Annotated in this window: 23 protein-coding genes and 1 pseudogene; 7 read left to right on the top strand and 17 right to left on the bottom strand. The window is 64.6% G+C overall.

All coding sequences use genetic code 11. The annotated features are described in order from the left end of the window. Window positions 1-57 precede the first annotated feature (57 nt). Genes J7E45_RS11495 through J7E45_RS11485 form a run of 3 tightly spaced genes read right to left on the bottom strand, consistent with a single transcriptional unit; the run spans window position 58 to window position 2,728 of the window. Window positions 58-918, bottom strand: a complete 861-nt coding sequence (locus tag J7E45_RS11495) for a metal ABC transporter permease (protein WP_215069291.1) — start codon at window positions 916-918, stop codon at window positions 58-60. Continuing rightward, window positions 915-1,736, bottom strand: coding sequence for a metal ABC transporter ATP-binding protein (locus J7E45_RS11490; RefSeq protein ID WP_091032175.1), 822 nt, complete (start codon window positions 1,734-1,736; stop codon window positions 915-917). The genes J7E45_RS11495 and J7E45_RS11490 overlap by 4 nt, the downstream gene beginning before the upstream one ends. Then, window positions 1,733-2,728, bottom strand: a complete 996-nt coding sequence (locus J7E45_RS11485) for a metal ABC transporter solute-binding protein, Zn/Mn family (RefSeq protein WP_091032180.1) — start codon at window positions 2,726-2,728, stop codon at window positions 1,733-1,735. The genes J7E45_RS11490 and J7E45_RS11485 overlap by 4 nt, the downstream gene beginning before the upstream one ends. 825 nt (window positions 2,729-3,553) lie before the next feature. On the opposite strand from J7E45_RS11485, the gene J7E45_RS11480 reads away from it, so the two are divergent. After that, entirely contained in the window at window positions 3,554-5,920 is a 2,367-nt protein-coding gene (locus J7E45_RS11480; protein ID WP_215069289.1) for an arylsulfatase, read from the top strand. 304 nt (window positions 5,921-6,224) lie between these two features. Here J7E45_RS11480 and J7E45_RS11475 read toward each other — a convergent pair whose 3' ends face one another. From J7E45_RS11475 to J7E45_RS11420, 12 genes are all read right to left on the bottom strand, one after another. Beyond that, window positions 6,225-6,563 carry an ATP-dependent DNA ligase gene (locus tag J7E45_RS11475; protein WP_215069287.1) on the bottom strand — a complete coding sequence of 113 codons (339 nt, stop codon included), beginning with the start codon at window positions 6,561-6,563 and terminating at the stop codon, window positions 6,225-6,227. 137 nt (window positions 6,564-6,700) lie between these two features. Beyond that, entirely contained in the window at window positions 6,701-6,856 is a 156-nt protein-coding gene (locus tag J7E45_RS11470; RefSeq protein WP_215069285.1) for a hypothetical protein, read from the bottom strand. 188 nt (window positions 6,857-7,044) lie between these two features. Next, window positions 7,045-7,668, bottom strand: coding sequence for an SRPBCC family protein (locus J7E45_RS11465; protein ID WP_215069284.1), 624 nt, complete (start codon window positions 7,666-7,668; stop codon window positions 7,045-7,047). A 19-nt stretch (window positions 7,669-7,687) separates the two neighbouring features. Beyond that, window positions 7,688-8,638 (bottom strand): manganese catalase family protein, encoded by a 951-nt coding sequence (locus J7E45_RS11460; RefSeq protein WP_215069283.1) that lies wholly within the window; start codon window positions 8,636-8,638, stop codon window positions 7,688-7,690. Between the two features lie 215 nt (window positions 8,639-8,853). Continuing rightward, the gene (locus J7E45_RS11455; RefSeq protein ID WP_215069282.1) at window positions 8,854-9,531 is read right to left on the bottom strand and encodes a DUF6766 family protein; all 678 of its coding nucleotides are present in this window, start codon (window positions 9,529-9,531) and stop codon (window positions 8,854-8,856) included. Window positions 9,532-9,766: 235 nt separating this feature from the next. Further along, complete coding sequence (locus J7E45_RS11450; RefSeq protein ID WP_215069281.1) at window positions 9,767-10,078, bottom strand: hypothetical protein; 312 nt, start codon at window positions 10,076-10,078, stop codon at window positions 9,767-9,769. Between the two features lie 53 nt (window positions 10,079-10,131). After that, window positions 10,132-10,422, bottom strand: a complete 291-nt coding sequence (locus J7E45_RS11445; protein ID WP_215069279.1) for a hypothetical protein — start codon at window positions 10,420-10,422, stop codon at window positions 10,132-10,134. Between the two features lie 66 nt (window positions 10,423-10,488). Further along, window positions 10,489-11,238, bottom strand: a complete 750-nt coding sequence (locus J7E45_RS11440) for an alpha/beta fold hydrolase (RefSeq protein WP_215069277.1) — start codon at window positions 11,236-11,238, stop codon at window positions 10,489-10,491. A gap of 44 nt (window positions 11,239-11,282) precedes the next feature. Further along, window positions 11,283-11,510, bottom strand: a complete 228-nt coding sequence (locus tag J7E45_RS11435; protein ID WP_215069274.1) for a DUF2188 domain-containing protein — start codon at window positions 11,508-11,510, stop codon at window positions 11,283-11,285. A gap of 263 nt (window positions 11,511-11,773) precedes the next feature. Continuing rightward, window positions 11,774-14,098, bottom strand: coding sequence for an arylsulfatase (locus J7E45_RS11430; RefSeq protein ID WP_215069272.1), 2,325 nt, complete (start codon window positions 14,096-14,098; stop codon window positions 11,774-11,776). 118 nt (window positions 14,099-14,216) lie between these two features. Further along, window positions 14,217-14,846: a hypothetical protein gene (locus tag J7E45_RS11425; protein ID WP_215069270.1), complete on the bottom strand. Its 630-nt coding sequence runs from the start codon at window positions 14,844-14,846 to the stop codon at window positions 14,217-14,219. Between the two features lie 82 nt (window positions 14,847-14,928). After that, a complete protein-coding gene (locus tag J7E45_RS11420; RefSeq protein ID WP_215069268.1) occupies window positions 14,929-15,435 on the bottom strand; it encodes a hypothetical protein in 507 nt (168 codons plus the stop codon). A gap of 380 nt (window positions 15,436-15,815) precedes the next feature. Between J7E45_RS11420 and J7E45_RS11415 the strand changes: the two genes are divergently transcribed. Beyond that, on the top strand, window positions 15,816-16,823 hold the full coding sequence (locus J7E45_RS11415; protein WP_308162126.1) for an AI-2E family transporter: 1,008 nt from the start codon (window positions 15,816-15,818) through the stop codon (window positions 16,821-16,823). Window positions 16,824-16,866: 43 nt separating this feature from the next. On the opposite strand, the gene J7E45_RS11410 is transcribed toward J7E45_RS11415, so the two are convergent. Further along, the gene (locus J7E45_RS11410; protein ID WP_215069264.1) at window positions 16,867-17,220 is read right to left on the bottom strand and encodes a hypothetical protein; all 354 of its coding nucleotides are present in this window, start codon (window positions 17,218-17,220) and stop codon (window positions 16,867-16,869) included. A gap of 554 nt (window positions 17,221-17,774) precedes the next feature. Here J7E45_RS11410 and J7E45_RS17960 point away from each other — a divergent pair. The 3 genes from J7E45_RS17960 (at window position 17,775) to J7E45_RS11395 (ending at window position 20,810) form a co-directional block, all read left to right on the top strand. After that, window positions 17,775-17,987, top strand: a complete 213-nt coding sequence (locus J7E45_RS17960; protein WP_251053623.1) for a hypothetical protein — start codon at window positions 17,775-17,777, stop codon at window positions 17,985-17,987. A 360-nt stretch (window positions 17,988-18,347) separates the two neighbouring features. Further along, complete coding sequence (locus J7E45_RS11400; protein WP_215069259.1) at window positions 18,348-19,157, top strand: metallophosphoesterase; 810 nt, start codon at window positions 18,348-18,350, stop codon at window positions 19,155-19,157. Window positions 19,158-19,826: 669 nt separating this feature from the next. Further along, a complete protein-coding gene (locus tag J7E45_RS11395) occupies window positions 19,827-20,810 on the top strand; it encodes an XRE family transcriptional regulator (RefSeq protein ID WP_215069257.1) in 984 nt (327 codons plus the stop codon). Window positions 20,811-20,854: 44 nt separating this feature from the next. On the opposite strand, the gene J7E45_RS18270 is transcribed toward J7E45_RS11395, so the two are convergent. After that, window positions 20,855-21,109 (bottom strand): helix-turn-helix transcriptional regulator, encoded by a 255-nt coding sequence (locus tag J7E45_RS18270; protein WP_215069254.1) that lies wholly within the window; start codon window positions 21,107-21,109, stop codon window positions 20,855-20,857. Here J7E45_RS18270 and J7E45_RS17955 point away from each other — a divergent pair. Together J7E45_RS17955 and J7E45_RS11375 are read left to right on the top strand one after the other, a co-directional pair. Further along, window positions 21,059-21,922 (top strand): annotated as a pseudogene (locus J7E45_RS17955) (zinc-ribbon domain-containing protein); the annotation flags it as partial. The gene J7E45_RS18270 and the pseudogene J7E45_RS17955 overlap by 51 nt on opposite strands. A gap of 304 nt (window positions 21,923-22,226) precedes the next feature. After that, a complete protein-coding gene (locus tag J7E45_RS11375; protein ID WP_215069252.1) occupies window positions 22,227-23,843 on the top strand; it encodes an exonuclease domain-containing protein in 1,617 nt (538 codons plus the stop codon). Window positions 23,844-24,045: the final 202 nt, after the last annotated feature.

Below are 24,045 nucleotides of genomic sequence, written 5' to 3'. Positions count from 1 at the left end.
ACGAGTCTAGGCCGCAGGAGTTGGCGAGGGCTGGGAGTGGATGCGCCCGTGCATGACTCAGGCCCGGACGCGCTTCACCCTGGCGCGCGAGCGCTGCACGATCCAGCACACGACGTAGATGGTGAACGACAGGGTCGTGATGTACGGGCTCACGGGCAGCGTGCCGGCGAGGGCGAGCAGGATGCCGCCGACGGCCGAGACGAATCCGAACAGGGCGGACAGCAGTGGCACCGCGATGGGGCCGGCCGTCACACGCATCGCGGCGGCGGCGGGTGTGACCAGCAGCGCCATCACCAGCAGCGCACCGATGATGTGCACGCTCACCGCGACGATGAGGCCCAGCAGGACCATGAACATCAGGCTCACGGCACGGGTCGGCACTCCGCGCGCCGCGGCCGATTCCGGGTCGAGCGAGTCGAAGCGCAGCGGGTTCCACATCACCAGCAGCCCGATGAGCACGACCATGCTGATGCCGATGAGCCACCCGAGGTCGGGGCTGGACACCGAGACGATCTGCCCGGTCAGCAGGCTGAACCGGTTGGCGCTGCGGCCGTCGTACAGGGAGAGGAACAGGATGCCGAGGCCCAGGCCGAACGGCATCAGCACCCCGACGATCGAGTTGCGGTCCCTGGCCTTGGCCCCGAGGATGCCGATCAGTATCGCCGCGACCAGGGCGCCGGCCAACGACCCGAACACCACACTGCCGCCGAACAGCAGGGCGGCGGCGGCACCCGCGAACGACAACTCGCTCACACCGTGCACCGCGAACGCGAGGTCGCGCTGCATCACGAAGACGCCGATCAGTCCGCCGACGATGCCGAGGACCGCACCCGCGATGATCGAGTTCGACAGCAGGGCGACGAGTTCGCCGTAGTCCTGGAACGAGAAGACGTCGCTCCAGTCGACCAGGGGCCTCATGCCGCTCCTCCATGCTCGTGGTCGCCGTGGTCGTGGTGCGGCTCGGCATCCGGAACACCGACGACGACCAGCCGGTCGCCCGCGCGGAGCACGAACACCGGGGTGCCGTAGAGGTCGCTGAGCACGCGGGTCTGCAGCACCTCGTCGGGAGTGCCCAGGAGGAACCTGCCGCCCGCGATGTAGAGGATGCGGTCGACGCGACCGAGGATCGGGTTGATGTCGTGCGTGACGAACAGCACCGCGGCCTCGCGCTCACGGCGCTGGCGGTCGATGATGTCGGTCACGGCCAGCTGGTTGGCCAGGTCGAGGTTCGACAGCGGCTCGTCACACAGCAGCAGCGCCGGCTCGTCGGCGAGGGCCTGACCGACCCGCAGCCGCTGCTGCTCGCCACCCGAGAGCAGGCCGACGCGACGATCGGCGAAGTGCGAGGCCCCGACGGACTCGAGCAGACGGTCGACCTTGGCGCGGTCGCCGCGATGCGGGATCGGGAACCCGAACCGGCTTCCGCTGACGCCGAGCCCCACCAGGTCACGGGCTCGCATGCTGGTGTCGGGGGCGAGGTTGCGCTGCTGCGGGATGTACCCGATGCGCGAGTTGCCGCGGTGCACGGGCTCCCCCGCGACGCGGATCGACCCTGAAGACAGCGGCTGCAGACCGAGGATGCTGCGCAGCAGCGTGGTCTTGCCCGACCCGGACGGGCCGAGCACCGCGATGAACTCCCCGGGCTGCACCGTCAGGTCGAGCCCTGACCAGAGTTCGCGATCCCCGCGCTGGAGCGCGGCGTCGGTGATCTCGAGGACCGGAGCGCCGCCGCTCACGGCTGGACAGCGGCGGCGAGGCTCTTGATCGCGTCACTCATCCACTCAGAGTACGACGATCCGTCCTCGAGCAGCTCCGTGAACGCGACGACGGGGATGCCGGCATCCTTCGCGGCCGCCTCGACGCGCTCGGTCTCCGCGCCACCGGTCTGCGCGTTGGTCAGCAGCGCCGTGGCCTCGCCGCCGTCGATGACCTTGAGCGCCTCGAGCAGGACGGCGGGGGCGACATCCGTGCCCTCCTCGACCGACTCGGCGAACCCTTCGGGCGTGACGTCGGTCAGGCCGGCCGCGGCGGCGAGGTAGCCGGGCAGCGGTTCGGTCATGAAGACCGTCGCCCCGGCGGCATCCGTCTTGATGGTCTCGAGGTCGGCCTCGAAGCCCTCCAGGTCGGCGACGATCTCGTCGGCGTTGGCCGCGAACTCCTTCGCCCCGTCGGGGTCGAGCTCGGCCAGCTCGTCGGAGATCGCCTCGACGACATGGATCATCGTGTGCGGGTCGAACCAGACGTGCTCGTTGAAGCCCTCGATGTGGTTGTGGCCCTCGTGACCCTCTTCACCCTCGGCGTGATCGTGGTCGTGGGACTCGTCGTCGGCGTGGTCGTGCTCGGCCTCGTCGTGGCCTTCGTTGCCGGGGAAGTCGTGCGAGAACTCGACCGCCGTGACGACGTGCGGGTCCTTCGCGTCCTCGAGCAGCGTGTCGACGAAGGCGTCGTAGCCGCCGCCGTTCTCGATCACCAGGTCGGCCTTCTGCACCGTGAGGCGGTCGCGCGCGGTCGCCTCGTAGGAGTGCGGGTCCTGCGAGGCCGAGGTGATGAGCGACTCGACCTCGACGCGGTCGCCGCCGATCTGCGCGGCGATGTCGCCGTAGACGTTGGTGCTCGCGACGACCGTGATGGTGCCGTCGTCGCCCTCTCCCGCTGCCGGGGTGGAGCATCCGGCCAGCGTGAGTGCGGCGACGGATGCGAGGGCGAGGGCGACGACGGGCTTCTTCATGCCTTCACTCTAAACGTTAATGAGAACCATTATCAAGTTGAGCGGGATGCCGCGTTCCCGGGCTCGACGCCGCAGGCTCATATGACCCGTCGACTACATGTGATCCACACCTGTCGTTGTTGATCCAGGTAAACACAAGAGAAGGTGAGAAGTCGTCCTGGGCGAGATCGTCAAACTATGTGATCCGGTGCGGCACTTCCCCGAAGCTGGGCTGCAGGGGCCTTGGCGAGCTACTGATCCTGAGCGCTTTCAACCACCCTCCCGCTTATCCTTGCGTTACATCGTCAGGCTCGGTGTGCTTCCGGCCGCGAACGACGCCGGGGGCATCCGGTGACCCGGCACCCGCGTATGTCCGGTGTACCGTGTCGTTGTCCAGGGGGACGGCGCGAGCACTTTTCCCGTCGGTCGTTATGTTGGCTGACAACAAGGTAAGGCATTGGGATCCGAGGTCGAGCGTTTGAGTGCCAACGCGGATCGGCGACCAGCCGACATGCGCGCGTTCATCAGCGCCACCGCCAACGACGCATAGTCCCCCGGTGTCACTTCCAAAGCTATTCCGGACATTCTTGAGCTACTTCAGACCGACCCGAACGGGTTGAACTCACTGTTCCTCTGTCCCTCGCGCTCGCCGCTCACTAGCCTCGGACTCCGACAGGCCCATCGTCTGCCGCAACGAGGAGACCACGCTTGCAATCAGCCCGCGGTCACCAACTCACTAGCATCGCGACTCGAGCAAGCAGTCACCCGGTTCGGGCGAGGGCTCAACCTTGCTGGCGCGGCAATCGGCGGATACTCGAACACACGAGTAGCGACGAGGGGATCGATGTGTCGAACCACGACGAATACGACGAGTTTCCGCTGAGCTTGGATCGCAACCATCTCCCGGAACCGGAATGGTCCTACCCCGCAGCCGAAATCGGCCTGCACGCGACGGAGTCGGTGCCGGACTTCCCACCGCCGAAGGCCGCGAGGTCGGGCGCTCCCAACGTGCTGCTGGTGCTGCTGGATGATGTCGGCTTCGGGTGGCCGAGCGTCAACGGTGGACTGGTACGGATGCCCACAGCAGAACGCCTCGCCGGCCGGGGCCTGTTTTACAACCAGTTCCACACCACGGCGCTGTGCTCCCCCACGAGAGCGGCCATGCTCACTGGTCGCAATCACCACACCGTCGCCACCGGTGTCATCCAGGAGATGGCCACCGGCTATCCGGGCTACAGCGGCATCATCCCCAAGGGGACGGCGACCTTCGCCGAACTCCTCAAGCACGCGGGATACACGTCCGCGTGGTTCGGGAAGAACCACAACGTCCCCGACAACCAGACGAGCCCGGCCGGCCCGTTCGAGAACTGGCCGACCAATCAGGGATTCGACTACTTCTACGGTTTCATCTCCGGCGAGACCGACCAGTTCTACCCCTCGCTCTACGAGGGCACCAAGGCCGTGGAGCCGCCCGCCCGCCCTGAGGACGGCTACCACCTGACGACCGACCTGGCAGACAAGTGCATCTCCTGGATCGGCAGCCAGAAGGCCATCGCTCCCGAACGGCCGGTGTTGGCGTACTTCTCGACAGGGGCAGCACACGCGCCGCACCAGCCGCCGCTGGACTGGCGCGGACGCAACAAGGGCCGGTTCGATGCGGGATGGGACGAGTACCGCAGAGTCGTGCACCAGAACCAGCTCGACGCCGGCATCATCCCCGCGGGCACGAAGCTCACAGAGCGACCGGAGCAGATTCCCTCGTGGGACAGCCAGCTGCCGGAGCACCAAGCGTTGTTCGCGCGGCAGGCAGAGAACTTCGCCGACTTCCTGGAGCACGCCGACCATGAGGTCGGTCGCGTCGTCGACGCGCTCGAGGAACTGGGCGAGCTCGACAACACCGTCGTGATCTACATCCTCGGCGACAACGGCTCCAGCGGCGAGGGCTCGCTCGTCGGCACACCGAACGAGATCATGAGCCTCAACGGTCGGCAGCCTTCCATCGACGAAGCCATCGGTTTCATCGACAAATGGGGGCTGCCGGGCACGTCCCCGCACTACGCCGTCGGATGGGCCCACGCCGGCGACACCCCGTTCCAGTGGACGAAGCAGGTCGCCTCCCACTTCGGCGGTACCCGGAACAGCATGATCGTGTCCTGGCCCGACAAGATCACCACATCGGGAACACGCTCGCAGTTCCATCACGTCATCGACGTCGCACCGACGCTGCTGGAGATCGTCGGCATGACTCAGCCGACCGAGGTGAACGGCGTCATCCAGAAGCCCCTCGAGGGCACGAGCTTCGCCTACACCTTCGCCGAAACGAACGCCGATGCTCCGAGTCGCCATACGAAGCAGTACTTCGAGATGCTCGGCAACCGTGCGATGTACTCCGACGGTTGGATCGCCTCCTGTCGCCACGGCCGGCTGCCCTGGGAGACTTCCGGCACGTACAGCTGGAACGACGACGTCTGGGAGCTCTACAACATCGAAACCGATTTCAGCCAAGCCCACGACCTTGCCACTCAAGAACCCGAGCGGCTCCGCGCGCTCCAGGACATGTTCATGGCCGAAGCCGCTCGCTACAACGTTCTCCCCCTCGATGACCGATTCGCCGAACGCCTCGACGTGACCCTGCGCCCCAGCTTCTTCGCCGGCCGCAACCACATCACGTTTCACGAGGGTATGGTGCGCCTGCCCGAGGGCAGCGGACCGAAACTCGTCAGCGTCCCCCTCACCCTCACCGCCGAGATCGATATCCCTGAAGCGGGAGCCGACGGTGTCATCTTCGCCGTCGGCGGCGACGCCGCGGGCTGGTCGCTGTTCGGATGGGAAGGCGCCGTCCGGTTCCACTACAACTTCTTCGGAATCCGGCGCAACGATCTCGTCTCGCCTGAACCACTCACGCCGGGCACGCACACGGTCACCGTCGAGATCACACCTCAGACGCCGCGAGCAGGAGGACCTGCGGACGTCACGATGACGGTGGACGGTCAGCCCGCAGGAGACCTTCACCTACCCGAGCAGATCCCCCAGCGATGCGGCACAGAGACCATGGACGTCGGCATGGACTGCGTCTCCCCCGTCTGCGACGACTACGCCGACCGCGGCCTCTTCCCCTTCACCGGCAAGATCCACACTGTCACATTCGACTTCCCCGCCATCGAGCCGATGACCGGGCATGAGCGGCTAAAGCTCGCGAGCCAGATGGACTGATCTCCGACGACTCCGTTGGCGGCCTACGGTCGACCTCAGCGGCAGGCTTGCGAATCGATCCCGTCGCCTTCCCTGCGACCCGAGTCGTAGGGCGAATCGCTTGCCATCGGTCCAGGGGATGTCTGGGGCTTAGACGTGCGGGTCGCACACTCGATCTTCGAAGGTCTCATCGGGCTGCCGGGCTTCCCGCCTGCGTAGGCACCGGATCGGTTTGAGCGTTGAGGATCGGTCTGTCTCTCTGGCCGAAACGGTGACGTGAGAGCGGGCTGTGAAGACGAGTACGTAGCTGCCCTCCAGTGAGTAGCTACGCCGACTCAGCGATGCGGTGAACGTCGTGCGACGAAGTCTCAGCAGGTTCTGGCACGATGTACAGGCCACCGGGCGCGTTGGCGGTGAATGCCAGGGCTTCGATCCATTCCCGGTTGATCGACGGCTGGCGGCTTCCGCCGTACTTGAAGACCAGGTCGCTGCCCCCGTGGACCCAGACTGTGGTACGGCCGCCGCCGATGCTGACGTCTTCTTTCCAGGTGAACCCGAACGGCTCACCCCGACGCAGCTTCGCTATCATCACGAGCTGCAGGTGTGCGAGCGCACGATCCTCGATCTCGGTCTTGACAGTGCCTTCGTAGATGAACTTGCCCATGATGGGTTTCCTCTGCTCGCCACGGAACCCGTGCCAAGAGGTGTAACCGAAATGGTCGCTGGTGGTGTCCTCCCAGCGTCGCACACCTTATCGGCCGACGGAACCCGATTCGTCATCGCGCGACGCGATGGGTTCAGCTACGGCAGATCGCTGAGGTCGAAGTTCTCGTCTTCATCCGGTGACTCATCGTCGGTTGCGGAGGGATCGGTCGGGACCGGGTCGTCGGACATCTGGCGGGGAACGAGCTTGTCGGGAATCATCGGTTCTTCAGGGGTGGATTGTGCATCAGACATGTTTGTCTCCATTCATCGTGGCCACAGCATGCTCTGAGGGACACTCTGAGTGCAGGCCCTTGACTTCGACGAGCGGGCCAGTGTTTTCAACCCATCCTGTCGAGGGTCGTAATTCGCGCGCTCGTTGCTGCAACCATCGTTCGAGGGATGACGCGTGCGTTCCTTCTCGGTGACGACTCGTTCGGTAATCAGTCGGCGCGCTCGTCGGCTACAACTTCGGTCCCGTCATCGTGTCCTCTACTGGTGGGCGGTACGGTCGGTGGTGTTGCCTCGGCGTCTACGGTTCCGAGGTTGTCGTGGTCTTCTGGGCCGGGGGATGGCTCTGTGCCGATGTCGTTTTTGCTGCTGGCCGTGTTCATTTCGTCCGTCTCCCGTTGGGTGGCGCGTCCTTCAGCGATGTAGGCGAGCCTGCGGAGTGTTTCTGCGTTGCGTGCTCGGAGGAGCGGGTTGGTGAGGAAGCGGGGTATGAGGGTTGCTGGCCCCGTGCGGGGTTCTTCGTCGATGCGCACGACGCAGCCATCAGCATCAGTGCGCACTCGTATGGTGACGCTGGCTTCTCCGACGGGCCAGCCTCGCGCGATGAGTCGCATGCGGTGCGGGGGTGCCCATTCGACGCTTCGCGTCGTGTCATCGAGGACGAGGGGCCACGTGCCGAAGGTGTGGTGCAGCTCCGCATTGGGGGCGGGCCACCTCTCGTCGACTTCGCGCATGCGGGTGGCGCCGACGACCCAGACCGGATACAGCCAGCCGTCTTGGAGTACTCGGAACACATCGTCGGGAGTGCACCTCATGCGTCGGGTGTTGGTGGCCATCAGGAGGCCTCGGAGATGGTCATTTCATGCGCCCGAAGGTCGCATCGATGTCGGCCATCTCCATGGCAGCCGTCGCCTCGATCAGTGCCCGGAGCTCGCCGTCCGCACCGGGGGCGAACTCCTCGAGGCGTTCCGGAGAGATCGTCATGGGGTGCCCGACAGGTGCTTGCTCGCTGGCGTCGAGTTCGGTGCCGTCGTTCGACGGTGACGCGCCCTGGAAGATCTTGCCGGCTTCGGACTTGGCGGTGAGGTCGAACGAGTACTGCTTGCTCTGCAGGCCGCGGTCGAGGAGTTTCTTCACCTCGGGGAACTGCTCGGCATTCGTCTTCGGGATCGGCAGGGAGGTGCGCCAGTTCACGCCGAGCGTCTCGAGCGCCTTTGCGTAGGCGTTCTCGTGCGCCTGATCGCGCACGATGAGGTACGAGATCGTGCTCCGGGCCATCTTGTTGTCCGTCATCTCGTACAGCCGGCACTTCTGCAACCGGCCGGTGGATTCGAGCATGAGATTGTAGAGCAGATCGAGCACGAGGTTGCCCGAGTTGTAGACGTAGCTGCCGGACCACGGGTTGCCGACCGCATCGACGGGAAGAGCTCCCTGAGCTCCGACGAGATAGTGATGGATGTTGCTCGTGTCGACAGCGATGCGCAGGGGTGTCGCCCCGCCCGCGCCCGGCTCATCCAGGGGGTCGGTCGGCTTGCCCTGATACTGCGGAGATCCGTCCAGCAGTCGCGAGATCGTCGTGCCGATCAATTCGACATGGCTGATCTCCTCGGTGCCGATCCCCTGGATCAGGTCCTTGTACGCCTTGCCGTCCGGCCCCCGGAAATTGATGCTCTGGAAGAGGTACTGCATCATCGTCCGCATCTCACCGAACTGACCACCCAGCCCTTCCTGAAGCGCATTCGCCGCAGCGGGGTCCGGCTCGTCGTGAGCGATCTCGTTGATGAACTCCTGGACGTGAAAATACATGTCGGCCTCCGGTGGTAAGTCGTGCAGTGTGAGAGCCACACTGCACCCGCGAACGGCTTTCTCTGCCTCCCTCGACCTGGGCCGACAACCGACGTACTATGCGGACGCCGAAGAGTTGCCTCAGCCGAGGCTGACCGTCGCGCGCTTACCGTCGAGACGCATTGCTGCTATTCGACGAGCGACATTCCCGGGGATACGGGGCTGTCAGTACGTAGCTACTCGGATTCGACGCTGCTGGTCCCATGTGGTGCGCCGACGGGTTTGGATTCGCTGGAGCCGCGCTGGCGGAGGTAGATGCTGAAGACGACCATCGCCCCCACGGCGAGAAACTCCGACTGCCAGTTCTGCAGAGTCCTGTTCCAGAAATCGGGGGACGCGACGTACTCGATCCATGAGAGCGGCGGGGATCCGTGCTGCGCGTTCTCTTCGTTCGCGACGGTCTGACCGCCCAGGGACTGCGCGAACCAGGACAGCAGGAAGATTGCCCCCATCAGGATGAGAAGCGAATTCGAGTACGCCCACAAGCGCACCCCCCGTGCACGCGCCCAGCGTGGAGAGTCCGACCGCGCGTGGTGTCCGACGAACTGGTCCTGGTCACTACCGACTCCTTCGTCGCCTGGCTTCTTGGATTCTGGTGAGCCTCGTTGGACGAGCCAGACTGTGGCGAGGATGAAAAGGAAGAACTGCAGGAACTCGGACTGCCAGTTCTCCGCAACATCGACGAGGAAATCCGACGAGGTGATGAACTCGAAGTAACCGACAGGAGCCTGGTTGTGCTGCTGCAACTGCTCGTTCGTGTAGGCGTGGCCGGCGAACGACTGCCCGAGGAGCGCGAGTAGGAAGATCGTGAGGAATGCGAGGCTCAGCCCGTTGTCGCGGATGACTCTGCGCATGACTTACCGTCCCGCGAGCGGGAGCACGATCATCACGGCAAGCCCCAGCCCGATCATCGCAAGCCAGAACCAGAAGACGGCCCTCGTCTGGCGGTTGTCGGTGCCATCCATTGGTATCTGCCCTCCGCTCTCGCGGCACGGCCTCACGCCGCGACCGATTCTCCTCAACGTACGACTTACATCCGCGCGAAGGGAAAGGGCTTGATTCCGCCTTAGGAAGCCGGTAGCGACGGGTTCAGAGCTCCGGCGTGTCGAGTACTTCGTCGACGAGGGAGATCCCACCGGACGAACTCGCGGACTGCATCAGTTGCTGGATCCACTGCGTGTTTAGTTGCGGTGCCTCCGGTTCGTCGAAGGTGAAGCGCAGCGGGATCGAGGGGTGCAACCAGATCGTCGACCTCCCAATGGGGTCACCTTCAGGGTGCTTCCACGAGAGCGTGAAACTCTCGTTTCGACGAAGCTTGGTCGCAATGACGACCTTCAGGTGCGCCAAAGCGCGGTCGTCGATGTGAATCTCGTCGCCGGTGCCGTACTGGATGGTGCCCATACGTCAAACCATAGCCTTCTGCAGAAGCGCCCAGCGCTGGCGCGTGTGTCGTCCTAGCCGTCGAACCCGGGGTCGTAGAATCCGCCGTAGGGGAACTCGATGTCACCGCTGTCGCGAGCATCGTGTAGCACCGTGGCGACCGTGATCGAGGCACGGCTCGTCGGGGTGACGAGCACATGCACTTCTCGGTTCCCCACCACTGTCATGCGGACGAACCTTCCTGTTGATGCGGTTGCGTCCTCTATGCGATGGATCAGCTCTTCGACGTTCTGATCTTGGGCGAGCAGGGACACCACACCATCGATGACAACTTCGGTTTGGACCATCGTTTTCACATCAGCCATCCACGCAACCTACTCCGATCCCCACCACAACGGTCACCAGGGTTGCGAAGGCGGCGCGCGCGGCGCTTAGAAGCCTGCCCAACGTGAAATCTCCGACGCCACTGCGACAGGTGCGGATTGCTGCACGACATGATGCTGTCCCGGGAGCTCGACGAGCCTGCCGAACTGTGCACGGCGTCGCAGGCTCTCGCACCATTCGCCTCCGGAGACCGGGTCCTTGTCTCCGCGGATGATCAGTACAGGCATGGCGACGGCACCAAGGCGACGCCACATCGGAAACGCCAGCATGTGCCTGACTTGAGTGAGGTACCAGCGGACTCCGCAGCGGACGTAGTCGGTGAAGACGACGGCGTTGATCGCTGGAGTTTCGCCGACGGTGTCGAGGGCGAGTGCCCTCGCTTGCCCGCCCAATGTCTGGCGCTTGTCGTCAGTGACGGGGCCGATGAGAACGAGACCGGCCACCAGAACGGGTTGCTGGATCGCAACTTCTACCGCCCACTGTGCACCCATCGAATGCCCGACAAGCACGAGGCGCCCGTCTCCGAGAGTTGCGAGCGCGTCGGCCAGAGCGGCTGCCATCTGCGGGATATCGACGTCGGCGCGCGGCTTGGGTAAGCCCGCGAAACCTGGCAAGTCCACGGATACGACCCTGGTCGCCAGTGCTAGTTCGCGGTGAAGGCTGGCCAGATACCGATGAGACATCCCGATGCCGTGGATCAGCACCACCGTCACACGTGCTGACCGCACTGGAGCCATGGTTTCCATGACACGGAACGCCATCCCGCCCATCACGATGCGTCGCCGGCGAACCCGCATGCTTCCTCCTGCGATCTACATCCCTGACGTGAGTCGAGCATCGCTCACCCGCGGGTTTGGCGAGGTTCGTCGTCACGAGAGTTGCGCTGCCCGATGCGTCGATCCGTGTTCTGGACGATTTGCGCAGCACCTCGCGCCAGCGCGGCCTCACGACCGGCCAATACAGCCTCGTCTTGCGTGCTGTAGCCGTCACCTAGATAGCCTGGTTCGCCCTCAACACGGTTGTACCAGGCACCGTCCTCGTGAAAGGTCTCCACGACACCGTTCGACATAGGGTTCTCCGCTCTTTACCCCTTGGTAGCTCAGCGGCCAGCAGAAATCGAGCCCCTTCTTTTCTCTATGGCTGCGAGCATCGCACCCACACCACAGCGGTGAGCCTCAACTCTGAGCAGACTTACGGGTCGACGAGGACCGCGTCATTGTCGAAGACGCCGTTCAATCATCTCGGTTGCGCCGCATCCGGCAGGCTCGGTGGCCGAGCTAATGCACCCGTTACGTCGGAAGTCGGCATTTAGGAGTTCCCGTCTGGATCGCTTCACTCCCGTGCGAAGGCCGCCTGCGCTTCGAGCTCGAGGTCGAGGTACTGCTCCTCGCTGACGTCGACGGCGACTCCCTTGATCGTCCCGCCGGTGAATGTGAAGGGGGCCCGGTAGGACCGACTCACCGAGTCGGCGCTGTCATATCCGATGCACAGGCCGTCTCCGCACAATGTGAACTTCCCGACTTGGGCGCGCATCGGGCCGGTCGCCACCGCCTGGTCGTCGACGTAGAGGGTCGTGGTGCCGACGGACTCCTTGTACTCGCCGGCCCCTTCGCGGCTGAACTCCATGCCGAGGGAGCGCTTCCCCGGAGTGAGCTTCTCCGACACGAACGTCTGCTCCGGCTGGATGCCGAGGAAGTTGTAGACATAGTGCAGTCGTCCGTCTTGGATGAAGAGCGAGTGACCTCCGAAGCGGGAACCATGGGCGAAGATGACGCCTTCGGCGCCGTCTACGACGTCGACGTCGGCGATGATCTTGAACGACCGGCCACGCACGTTCACGGCGACGCCTTCGGGGACTGCCCCGCTGTCGGGGTAGTAGATGTAGCGGTGCCGTGGAGGCTCGGAGGATGGGCGGTCGATGGTGAGCTGTTCCATCGCGGTGCGGTCGTCGATGGGGAGCCCGTAGTTGATGTCGGCTTCTTCGAACCAGGCATCGACGAGTTCTCTGACTTTCTCGGGGTGGTCCGCGGCGACGTTCTTCGACTCCGAGCGGTCTTCGGCGACGTGGTAAAGCTCCCACGCGTCCTGATCGAGGTCACCGTGCCCGGAGATCGGGGCGTGCGTGGCCGCCACCTTCCAGCCATCCTGCCAGAGCCCTCTGGTGCCGAGCATGTTGTAGTACTGACGTCGCTTCCGGGTGGGAGCGTCCGGTTCGGCGTCGAACGAGTACCGCATGGACACTCCGGGGAGGGGGGCTTGTTCGACACCGCGATACGCGTCGGGCATCTCCAAGCCGGCGACGTCGAGGATCGTGGGGACGATGTCGGTGGCGTGGTGGTACTGGTGCCGGATTTCGCCCTTGGCCTTGATGCCGGCGGGCCAGTGGATGACCATCGGGTCACAGGTGCCGCCGGAGTACTGGCTGTAGCGCTTGAACATCTGGAACGGGGTGGAGAAGGCGGCTGCCCAACCCGTCGGGTAGTGGTTGTAGGCTTCTGGTCCTCCGAGGTCGTCGATGCGGGTGAGGTTCTCTGCGAGGTCGTCGGGGTAGTTGTTGAAGAACTTGTTCTCGTTCACGGAGCCGTCGGACGACCCCTCTCCGGATGCGCCGTTGTCGGCGCAGTAGAAGATGATCGTGTTGTCGAGCTGGCCCGTCTCCTCGAGGTAGTCGACGATGCGTCCGATCTGCGCGTCGGTGTACTCGCTGAACCCGGCGAAGACCTCGGCCATGCGACGGAAGAGCGTCTTCTCGTCGTCGCTGAGCGTGTCCCAGGGCTTGACGTGGTCGGCGGCGTTCGCCTGATCTTCCGGCATCGGGTTGAACGGCGTGAGGTCAGTGTCCGCGGGCAGGATGCCGCGCTCGATCATGCGGCCGAGCACCCATTCGCGGTACACGTCGTACCCGTCGTCGAAGGCGCCCTTGTACTTATCGATGTATTCCTGCGGCGCCTGGTGAGGGGCATGGTTAGCTCCCGGGCAGAACCACATGTACCAGGGCTTGGAGGGGTTGGTCGCCTGTTGGCCGCGCAGCATCTGCAGCGCCTGGTCTGCGAGGTCTTTGGAGAGGTGGTAGCCCTCTTCGGGCGTGTACGGCTGCTCGATGAAGTGGTTGTCCTCGGCGAGGTCGGGGTACCACTGGTTCGTCTCTCCGCCAAGGAATCCGTAGAAGCGGTCGTAGCCCATCTGCAGCGGCCACTGGTAGCGGCTGCCGCCGGTGGCGTTGTCCTGTTCGGGGACGTTGTGATCCTTGCCGAGCCAGAACGTCGAGTAGCCGTTGTCCTGCAGGATGTGCGCCATCGGTGCGCAGTCGTCGGGAATCCGGCCGGAGTTGCCGGGGAACCCGTTGGTCGACTCCATGAGCGAGGCGATGCTGTTGCGCGTGTGGTTGCGTCCCGTGAGGAAGACGGAGCGCGTCGGCGAGCAGAGCGCGGTCGTGTGCCACTGCGTGTAGGTGAGTCCGTTCGCGGCGAGCCGGTCGAGGGCGGGCATGTTGATCCGGCCGCCGTATGGCGACCACGAGGCCATCCCGGTGTCGTCGTAGAGGATCACGAGAACATTCGGGGTGTTCTCGGCTGCGGTCGGCAGGAGGTAGGGTTCCCAGTCCGGCACCGAGTCCCGCACGTCGAGTGCGATCTTGCCGTTGAACTGTTCAGCCATGCCGATACCCCCGTCTCGAGATCGGGCGGTGAACCCGCCACCACCAGTGACGCTACCCAGGCGACTGCGGCTTGTGGGCCGCGCATCACCCCCAGGGGGTGACCCGAAGGGCCTCTCCTCAGATCTTGATGGGGAAGGTCAGCAGCGTTGCGATTCCGGCGATGAAGATGACCCCGCTCAAGCCGAGGAACACCCAGCGCCTCCACGGCGCTGCCTGGTGCTGAGAGATCGCGGCGAAGAACAGGACGAGCGCGAAGAGGACCGTGAGCAAAGAGTAGTCATCGCCGCGCTGATTGTTGGCGAGGGCCTCGTCGAACTTCGCATCGGCGCGGGCGCCCAGCTCTTCGGACTCGACCGCGCCGGGCGGCACGTACTCGTCCATCACGAAGGGACCGCGCGCGGTGCGTCCTTCGGCTGTCCATGCATCGAACGCGACCGCGAACTCTTCGGTGAAGCGTGCTTCGACGAACCGAACCAGGTCGTCACGCCCCTCTGCATCGGCGAGCACCCATTCGGTGTAAAGCGTCAGGTCGTACTGACGTGCGGCCTGAGCCGTCGACTGTGCCGAGGCTGCTTGGACTCGCGCACTCGATGCCTGGCTGAAGGCGATGGACATCTCGCCGCCCCACTTCGAGGCCTCGAAACCGCACCACGCCGTCAGGACCGCGGTCACCGAAAGCAGAACGACGGTGATGATGTCGAGAACCCGAGTCGTGCGGCGCGGTTCATCCGAGGCTTCCGTCTGCATGGCCTTGATCTTCGACCAAATGCCGCGGAGGCGAAAGCGGGCGTTCACCCCGGCGGGGTGAACGCCCGACGAGGTGTCTCCGTCAGAACAGCGTCACGGTGCGGGAACTCGTCGATCCGTCGGTCGGCGAACCCGTGGCCTGGACGGAAACCGAGATACCCGAATGCAGCGGAGTCGACCCGAGGACACCGAAGCTGACGTGGGTCACACCCTGCCCTGCAATCGACCCCACGAAGGCCAGCGTGTAGGAAACGGTCCCATCGCCGTTGTCGCTCGCCCCGGCCGACGTCCACGTCGGGTCGGTGGCGGGGAGCGCGCCGACGACGGGACTGCTTCCGCCTGCATTGGCGATGATCGCCGGCTGCACAGCGCCCACATCGACGGTCGCGAAGATCACCACGACGATGCCGCTGGTGATCGGCTCCACAGGGAGTGTGGACGCCTGAGTGTCGTCGTTGCGCAGCTGGATCGACGCACCGTAGTACTGCGGATTCACCCACGTGCCGCCGAGCATCGACTCGATCACGAACCGGCCGCGCGCGTCCGTGGATGCCGCGGCGAGCGGTGTCGCGGTCGCTACCGCGATCACGGGGACAGACCACGCTGCGCCCCTCAGGAGCGTGCGACGCCGCACGCCGTGCTGTCTCTCTTGGCCTTCTGTCTCGTCGCTCATCGTCTCGCCAACCTTCCCGATGTCACTCATCGTGGTGAAGCTGTGTCAGATCGTGTCGAAGGGTCGCGCTCGGCCCGCGCAGGCGCGTGTCAGCGAGTATAGGGCGGAGTCTCCGTGGTCACCAGGAACGGGTGAGGGGCATGCGTGCGCCCCCGGTCCTCCCGTAGCGTGCATGTGTGGACGAGATCGAACCTGGACCAAAGCCGAAGCGAGGGGGCGTACGGCGGCATTCGCGGCTTCAGCTCGTGCTCCCTGCGAAGCCGTTGCTCTCCGGCTTCTCCGTCGCGGTGGGCGTCTTGCTGGCCATTGCGTTGGCCGCTACCGTCGCCGGGATCTCCACGGTTCTCATCTCGATTTTCCTTGGTATGTTCCTTGCCCTCGGCCTCGATCCTGCGGTGCGCGCCATCGAACGGCAGGGGGCGAGTAGAGCCGCGGGCGTCACCATGGTGGCTGTCGTGTTCCTCGGCGTCGTCGCTGCGATCCTGCTCGTCCTCGTCCCGACAACCGTCCGCCAGGTCTCCGCAGCAGTCGAGGCTGCACCCGAGACCATCGCCGCCGTGCAGCAGAGCAACTGGTTTCTCTCGCTCGAGGCGAACCTCGGCGTCGACCTCTCCGCCCTCATCGCCGACGGACTCCGGTCGCTCACGACACTCTCCTCCTTCCTCGCGATCTCCGGCGGAGTGCTGAAAGCGGGATTCGGGGTGATCGGTGCCATCTCGAGCTTCATCATGGTCGTCGTCCTCACGCTGTACTTCCTCTCGTCCTTGCAGAGCATTCGAGAGGCGGTCGCCAATCTCGTCCCGTTGTATCGGCGGGACCGCTTCGTCGCGCTCCTGGAGGAGATCACCCAGTCGGTCGGGGGAGTCGTCGCGGGCGGCGTCGCGCTGTCGGCCATCAACGCGCTCGTCGTGTTCGTGATCCAGCTCGCCGTCGGCTCCTCGGTGCCGGCGGTCATGGCAATCGTCGCGTTCTTCATCACCCTGGTCCCGATGATCGGTTCCCTCGTGTTCCTCGGGATCGGCGGTGTGGCGACGTTGCTCGTCAGCCCGATGGCAGCGCTGATCTTCATGGTGTGCTACCTCGTCTACATTCAGGTGGAGGCGTACGTCGTCACGCCGCGGGTCATGGGCAAGGCAGCCGCGGTGCCCGGCGTGCTGGTGATCATCGGGGCGATGATCGGTGCCACACTCCTGGGCCTCCTCGGAGCGCTCGTTGCCATCCCGTTGACCGCGTCGATTCTGATCATCATCCGAAAAGTATGGATCCCGCGCCAGAACCGCCAGACCGAATCGCCCGGCGAGTGACCGTTGGGAGCAGCACACCGGCTCCCGAACAGCGCGTCGCTTGTTAGCCGTCCGCCGAGTCGATGAGTTCGAGAAGCTTGCGCAATTCTTCCTTCATCTCGGTGTGACCGTGCTGCCCCGCGCGGCTTTCCGTCGAGATGACACCGGAGCGCCGAACCGCTCGGAAGTCCCCGAAGGGGAAGGTGTAAGCCTGCTTCGTCTCGGAGTTCTCGCCTCTGTCGACGCCGAGGTGCCAGTGGGAGAACTGGGTCCATCCATGCTTCTCGATGAATCTGTTTTCCTCATCGGCGCTGGGTGCTGCCTCGGACCAGTCAGCGCGTTCGTCGCGGACGACCCTGCCTTCGCGAACGAGTGAACGAGCAAACTTCACGGCGGGTCGGTTCAGTTCGATAGCCATGACGACACGGCAGGACAGGCGAAGGCGCGGTCAGACCCCCCTTGGCGGAGCGAGTGGCCGGTCCCTCCGCCGATGCACGGGTGACGAGAACTGGCCGAGGCAGCCGTTGCTGAGCTCGATGAGAGATCACCCTAGAACTTCGGAGCCGAACGCGGTCTTGTGGACACCTGATCTGAACGGCGAGGGCCATCGTTTGTGGAAGGTTCAGGCGGCATCCTGCAGTGCCCAACTGACCTTGTCCACAAATCAACACTCGACCATGTCAAGATGGTCATGCGGTATCGCAGCGGCCGCGAAGCAAGACTCAATTTACAGCGCGTTGGCACCGCTGAAGCCGAACAGCGAGGAGTAGGACATGCGCACGAGTCGTGACGAGCGCTTCATCGGATCGCTGGAGGCGCTGCACTCGGTACGTCTGGACGGGCTCAGGGTCACGCCCGCGGCCATCCGTGACGCCTGGGACTACGTCGAGGGCGTCGAACTCTGGACGAGATCATCCAGGACGTCATCGTTCGCCACACCCGCATCCCCAACAGCCCCGAGGAGCTGGAACGATGAGCATCGACGTACCGCCCCCCTGGGCCGACACCATTGGCCCGTGCTACACCGCGGCCACCATCGCCCGCGAGCTCGGATGGACAGAAGAACAGGTCGCGGACGAGACCTTGTCGACGCTGCTTGCGCTCGAGTCTCGGGAGGACATCGTCTCTATCCGGCCTTCCAGGTCGGGGAGGGGCGGCTGGTGGATGGCTTCGCCGACGTCATGACCGCGCTGGCTTTTGGGACGCACGATCCGCGGACTTGGGCGCAATGGTTGAACACGCGGGTGGACGATGAGTCCGAGGAGACAGCGCCCAGCGCCATCGAGCAGCTTGGCGCGAGTCAACTCGAAGAGGTGCTTCGAGATGCGCGACACGCTGCCTCGTCGTGGAGCAGTTGAGAATGGGCGCTACGGTCGGCTACCGGAACCGCCCAACGTGTAGCTCGTCCGCTATCAACTACGCAACGGTCAGCGCTCGACGAGGTGGCGAGGCAACCGGAGCGGCCGATGCCGAGTTGCAACTCGCTTTGGTCGAACTGACCCGGGGCGGTAGTCGCGGTGCGAGCCGTGGGCAGGCCAAGACCTCATGAAAGTCCTCGAGCATGCGACGCATCTCGCGTTACCTGACGAGCGCGTGGCCGGGTGCGGAGACTGGCACGGCAGCGTCGGCTGGGTACGGATGCTAGCTCGTGCACTGCCGGTCCTGGCGCCGGACGTGACGACCATCGTGCAGCTCGGAGACTGGGGCATGAAACCATCCGCCATGGACTCGGAGTTCAAGAACGCCGGCATCGACACGGTCCTCGTCTGCGTCGGAAACCACGAGAACTTCGGTCAGATCACTCCCCTGTTCGAAGCCCATCCTGGCGCTTCTGTGCGCGTATCTGGCATGACCTGGCTCCTCGCGCGACCGGCGCGCCTCACCATCGGTGGACGCAAGGTTCTCTCGCTCGGAGGCGCGGCATCTATCGACCGCCACTCCCGTATCGAAGGACTGACATGGTGGCCAGAGGAAGCCATCAGCGACGAGGACGTTGCCGAGGCAATCGCCGGTGGGCCCGCAGACGTCATGCTCACTCACGAGTCGCCCGCCGGCAGCCCCGTGCGCGCCGTCCGAGAGCTGCTACGGACCAACCCCTGGAGGCTTCCCAAGGATACGCTTGCCGAGTCCGCGGCGTCTCGCGCTCGCGTGACCGAGGTATGGGACGCGGTTCGCCCCGAGTTGCTCCTGCATGGGCATCTGCACATCCCCGGAGGTGGGGCGACGAAGGACGGACGACGCGTGGCGAGCCTCGGCCGAGACGGCCAGGAGGGCAACCTCGGATTCCTTGACATGCGGACGCTTCGGATGGAGGCGCCCAGTCTCCATCAGATTCGAGACGCCGCCGAGGCATGACGCCCGCCGCATCGAACTGTCGACGTTGCCGAGTCCTCGCGCGACAGCGCTACACGGGCCGAGCTGATGGGCGAGATTTCAGAGGTGTGTTGCGGCTCTGTGTAGTTGTCACAGGTTGAACACCGGCCCCGGCGCGAGGACTCCTCCTCCTGCAACGGTCGCGGCGCGCTCGGCAGCTCGCAGGCTGCTTCGACCGGGGATGTGTTCTCCGCGCCTCTCTCTCGCCTTCTACCCTGCGGCGGAAACGGGGGTCCATCGGAGGATGCTCCGAAAGTACTTTGAGACTCTTTGACTCCAAGCTGCTGCCAAGGTCATTGCCAAGGTCGCGATGCCTTCGGATCCCTGCCGGGAGTTGGGCAGGCGGTGAGCCTGCCAAGGCGACCAAGTGCGGGGAGTGCCCTGTAGGGGATTTCAGAAGAGAAGTTGCCCCTTATCTCTACTTCTTCTTTTGATCTCTCATGAAGAACAATTACTACTTGGCAACCTTGCCAGGGCCTCTCAAACCCTTGAAAACACTGGGATCCCTCCAGCCAAGGTCTCCTTGGCAGGACTTGGCGTCTTTCGCCAACGAGGTTCGATTCCCCCTGTTTCCCGTGGCTCCGACTTATACATACACACCATATTGAGGTTTAGTGGTGCACGTGTGGGGCTGCGTTCTAGGCTTGACCCGTGCCTCAACCTCCTCGTTCCGTGATGCAGGCGGCGCGCGTAATGCACGGATGGACGCAGACTGACCTCGGGAAAGCGGCGGGCCTCTCGCAGTGGACCGTTTCCCAGATCGAGTCCCGGGAACAGCCCCCGGAACCGGCGGTTGTCGACGCCATCGCGGCCGCGCTGGCCATTCCTCGCGAGCTGATGGCGCAACCGGACCCGAGCCCGAGGATCTTGCACGCATTCAAAGCGTCGCTTCCTCGGACGGCGCGCAACCTCTTCCTCGCGTCTGTGACGATGGCGCATGCGCACGTGAGCCTGCTTGCCAGAACCACGCTCACCGGCGTGCTCCGTGACCCCGACGGCTACACCCACCCCCACGACTTCGCCGAACGCCTTCGCCGACGCTGGCTGCTGCCCGCCGGCCCCATCAACAAGCTGTTGCCAGAGCTCGAGGCGCACGGCATCATCTGCATCTACCGCGACCTGACCGCCATCACCTCCAACGCTGTCCTGTCATCATCCGAGGGCGGTCAATACCTCATGTTCCTAGACTCGTCCGCGTCGAAAACTGACCTTGCCTGGGCAATCGCGCACGAGCTCGGTCACCTCACCTTCGTTGACGAACTCTCCGAAGAACCAGAGCGAGACGCCGATATGTTCGCAGCCGGCTTCCTCATGCCGGGCCGCGATGTTCGCGACGACGATACCCTCCGCCCGGATCTCGATCTCGCGTCAGCCGCGGACCGGTGGGGCGTTCGGCCACGGGTACTGGCACAGCGACTGCGCGATCTGAAAACGATCACGGATCTGCAGTTCCGGGACCTCGTTCGCCAGACGCGGACACTTCCAGAAGCAGCTGGTCGGCGTTCGCTTCTCGCGACACCGACACTCCTTGCGGACTCCGTGAAGGGTGTCGGTGGATCACGGTCAGCAGCCTCGAGAGCGCTGCTCACGGTCCAAGACCTCCGGAAGGACTATCTCGCTCGCTCTGGCGGCTGAACTCGCGTGCACAGCCAGTCCGACTGAACCGAGCCGGGTTCCGGCTAAAGGCCGGACTCTGTCATCAGCTGCGCGACTGAGACTTCTAGTACGTGGGCGATCCCGGAAAGTGTCGACATCTGGGGGTTCGAGGGTCGAGCGTCGTCCTTCGCCCCGGCCGAGCGCCCGGCTTCAATGAGCTGCATCTGATTCTTTGAGATCCCGACCCCGCGGGCGAGCATCTCCTGCGATATGCCACGGTCAATGCGATGTTCGCGCACGACCGCACCGAGCCGTATCGCTGCTTCCTGACCCCACATCGCACACCAAGATCTACTGAGGGCGCTGCGCCATGTCGGCGCGGAATTGCCCGTTGGACATATCCAACGCTAACAACTTCAGGGCAGACTCATCGACACGCCACCGCCTCCGACATCTCGGCCCGGAGCCACACGGTGGTTTGGTGGCAGTGCGAGGAGAAGCAGCACCCGTTCCGGGTGATGCCCTTCAACCGCACCGTGAACGACGCCGGGTGCGCCGTGTGCCTCAACCGCGTCACCATCACGGGCATCAACGACCTCGCCACCACCCACCCCCGCATCGCCCGAGAGCTGAACCCCAGCAAGGCCTACGCGAAGTCCGCTACCCAGTTGAACGCGAGCGACCCCAAGACGCGGGACTGGTTGTGCCCGCAGGACCACCCGTATCGCGCCTCCGCGAAGGCACGCGTCCGCGGCAAGACCTGCCCTGACTGCAAAAAGCAGCGCACCCGCACCTCCGGGCGCAGCATCGTCGACACTCACCCGCACCTGGTCCCGACATGGCTGCCGGAACTCAATGAAGGGCGCGAGCCCGCCGACTACACGAAGGGCTCCAAGCTCGACGTCGTCTGGTTCTGCGACAAGAGTGGTCACGAGCACACCTTCGAGATGCGCCTCGAAGCACGCACTCGAGGATGCGACTGCCCATACTGTGCCGGTCGGCTCATCCTCGCCGGGTTCAACGACTTCATCACCACGGACCTGGCGCTCGTGGTCGACTGGCACCCCTATCTCAACCGGAAGAACCCGGACGAGGTGATGCGCGGCTCGACCGACAAGCACCACTGGCGTTGCCGTGATGGGCACGAGACCCACCAGAGCATCCCGACCGACGTTTGTCGGGCGGGTGCAAGAGGTGCCCATGGCATGAGCGGCCGGGCAACCGGTGAGGCGCACGGTTTTCACGGGCCGAGGCACGGGGTCGAGGTGGCACAATCTCATGGGTGGCACGCGAGGGGTTCTTCCGCGGATGGGACAGACCTCGACCCCTCGATTCTCACGCGGTCAATTCCGAGAACACAGAGGCGGGAGCGACTCGGGATCACCGTTCTGTCCGCGGTCCGCGGCATGATGGTGACGCGCGCCAGCTTGTTGGCGACGGAAGCAAAGGGGTGGGATGAGCTGGCTCAATCGCTTGTTCTTCGGCGGCGACAAGACGACATCAATGGCACGGGCAACCACCACACCAGTCTCAGCCGGGACGCCGCCCTACTTTGCGATCATCGACGTCGAGACAACGGGCTTGTCGCCCAAGAAGGACCGTGTTCTTGAATTAGCTGTAGTGCGCGTAGATCAAAGCGGTCACGTGGTCGACGAGTGGTCGACCAGGTTCAACCCCGAGGGCCCGGTCGGCGCGTCTCACATCCATGGCATCACGCAAGCCGATGTCGCCCACGCTCCGCTCTTCCGCGACGTCGCACCCTCCATCGTCCCGTACATCGCCGGCCTGCCTATCGCCGCCCATAACGCCCGCTTCGACCTCGCCTTCCTCCGGGCGGAGTTCCGGCGTGCTGGCTGGGACGTTCCGTGGCTACCCGCGTACTGCACGCTCGACGGCAGCCACCACTACTTACCCAACCTCGACCGGCGCCGCCTGGTTGACTGCTGTTGGAGCGCTCGAGTCCCGCTGCACGACGCTCACTCCGCGCTCGGGGACGCGCGCGCGACCGCTGGCCTCCTCCGCCATTATCTCCAGTCACAGGATCGGGTTCGTCCTCACCCGGCTCTCATGTCGGTGCCACACGAAGCGCGAAGCGTCGTCTGGCCGGCAGGCCCCGCGCGGCCACCGCTCGCGTTCCTCCCGAAGGAGCCAACGGCTCACGCTTCAGGTCGCGTCCGCATCGCGACAGCGAGGCCGACGCGGCCCGCACTCATCGCACAACTGACGGAGCTCAGCCTCGCGGAAGTGATCGACGAAGGCGCCCCAGCCGGGTCGCTCACCTACGTTGAAACGCTCTTGGATGCGCTTGAGGACGGCGTCATTTCTAATCAGGAAGCGACCGCTCTGCAGGACCTTGTCGAGGTCTACGATCTCGACGAGACCGACGTGACGGCTGCTCACACCGCGCTCCTTCAAACGCTCGCGCATAAGGCACTCGACGACGGACATGTGTCCGGCGATGAACGCGCACAGCTGGAGGCAATCGCGTCGTCCCTCCGGCTGCCCGCCGACCTCGTCCCGAGCCTCATCACGGAGGCGGACGCCGCCCGCAAGGCCCGGCTGAGCGCAAAGCTTGGCGCGCTACCCATCGATTGGCCCCATGGGGACCCTCTTCGCGTCGGCGACAGGGTGGTGTTTACCGGCTTCGTCGAGCATGAACGGCAACGGACTCGCTTGGAGCAACGCTCGCAAGAACTGGGTGTACGGGTCCTCGGCACGGTGTCTGGGTTGACAGCAATGTTGGTGACCGATGGATCGTTCGCCGGCGGAAAGCTCGAGCGAGCGCAGGCACTCGGGACGCGCATCGTCGACCCCGAGACTTACGCGGTACTGGTCAAGCATCTCCAACCGGCGACCGCCGCGGCACCTGCCTCCAGGCGCGTCGTTCCCACTGCAACCACGACGGGAGTGGCAATCAGCACGTCTCGGCCGACCGCGACCACCGCCTCACCGGGCGAGATTCGTGCTTGGGGTATCGCGAACGGTTACCCGGTCGGGGTTCGAGGACGGCTATCTACAGATCTGATGGAGGCGCACGAGAAAGCAAGGCTCAGCCCGCCGGCGCAGACATGAAGCATGTGTGCATTCTTCGGCTCGGAGTGTGCCTCCACCTTTCGGGCGCTATCGGGAGGGTATCGCGGAGCTCGCCGAAGGGTTTCGGAGTGTTTCCGGGGTCAGTCGAAAGTAGATCTGTCTGGGGCCCCTAGGTCGCGAACCGGATCCCGGACTCGCTGTGACCATTCGAAGACCAGCGCCGTCAGCGTGCGCGGTTCGG

Origin of the sequence: Microbacterium sp. ISL-59 (genome assembly GCF_018613945.1) — a bacterium.
Classification (GTDB): Bacteria; Actinomycetota; Actinomycetes; order Actinomycetales; family Microbacteriaceae; genus Microbacterium; species Microbacterium oxydans_B.
Note: the sequence above shows the minus strand (reverse complement) of the source record. Positions and strands in the feature narration are given on the sequence as shown.

What these genes read in the sequence shown, in the direction of transcription:
- J7E45_RS11495 (WP_215069291.1), bottom strand. Translation starts at nt 918, where the DNA reads ATGAGGCCCCTGGTCGACTGGAGCGACGTCTTCTCGTTCCAGGACTAC.
- J7E45_RS11485 (WP_091032180.1), bottom strand. Translation starts at nt 2,728, where the DNA reads ATGAAGAAGCCCGTCGTCGCCCTCGCCCTCGCATCCGTCGCCGCACTC.
- J7E45_RS11475 (WP_215069287.1), bottom strand. Translation starts at nt 6,563, where the DNA reads ATGGGCAAGTTCATCTACGAAGGCACTGTCAAGACCGAGATCGAGGAT.
- J7E45_RS11470 (WP_215069285.1), bottom strand. Translation starts at nt 6,856, where the DNA reads ATGTCTGATGCACAATCCACCCCTGAAGAACCGATGATTCCCGACAAG.
- J7E45_RS11465 (WP_215069284.1), bottom strand. Translation starts at nt 7,668, where the DNA reads ATGGCCACCAACACCCGACGCATGAGGTGCACTCCCGACGATGTGTTC.
- J7E45_RS11460 (WP_215069283.1), bottom strand. Translation starts at nt 8,638, where the DNA reads ATGTATTTTCACGTCCAGGAGTTCATCAACGAGATCGCTCACGACGAG.
- J7E45_RS11455 (WP_215069282.1), bottom strand. Translation starts at nt 9,531, where the DNA reads ATGCGCAGAGTCATCCGCGACAACGGGCTGAGCCTCGCATTCCTCACG.
- J7E45_RS11450 (WP_215069281.1), bottom strand. Translation starts at nt 10,078, where the DNA reads ATGGGCACCATCCAGTACGGCACCGGCGACGAGATTCACATCGACGAC.
- J7E45_RS11445 (WP_215069279.1), bottom strand. Translation starts at nt 10,422, where the DNA reads ATGGCTGATGTGAAAACGATGGTCCAAACCGAAGTTGTCATCGATGGT.
- J7E45_RS11440 (WP_215069277.1), bottom strand. Translation starts at nt 11,238, where the DNA reads ATGCGGGTTCGCCGGCGACGCATCGTGATGGGCGGGATGGCGTTCCGT.
- J7E45_RS11435 (WP_215069274.1), bottom strand. Translation starts at nt 11,510, where the DNA reads ATGTCGAACGGTGTCGTGGAGACCTTTCACGAGGACGGTGCCTGGTAC.
- J7E45_RS11430 (WP_215069272.1), bottom strand. Translation starts at nt 14,098, where the DNA reads ATGGCTGAACAGTTCAACGGCAAGATCGCACTCGACGTGCGGGACTCG.
- J7E45_RS11425 (WP_215069270.1), bottom strand. Translation starts at nt 14,846, where the DNA reads ATGCAGACGGAAGCCTCGGATGAACCGCGCCGCACGACTCGGGTTCTC.
- J7E45_RS11410 (WP_215069264.1), bottom strand. Translation starts at nt 17,220, where the DNA reads ATGGCTATCGAACTGAACCGACCCGCCGTGAAGTTTGCTCGTTCACTC.
- J7E45_RS17960 (WP_251053623.1), top strand. Translation starts at nt 17,775, where the DNA reads ATGAGCATCGACGTACCGCCCCCCTGGGCCGACACCATTGGCCCGTGC.
- J7E45_RS11400 (WP_215069259.1), top strand. Translation starts at nt 18,348, where the DNA reads ATGAAAGTCCTCGAGCATGCGACGCATCTCGCGTTACCTGACGAGCGC.
- J7E45_RS18270 (WP_215069254.1), bottom strand. Translation starts at nt 21,109, where the DNA reads ATGTGGGGTCAGGAAGCAGCGATACGGCTCGGTGCGGTCGTGCGCGAA.
- J7E45_RS11375 (WP_215069252.1), top strand. Translation starts at nt 22,227, where the DNA reads ATGAGCTGGCTCAATCGCTTGTTCTTCGGCGGCGACAAGACGACATCA.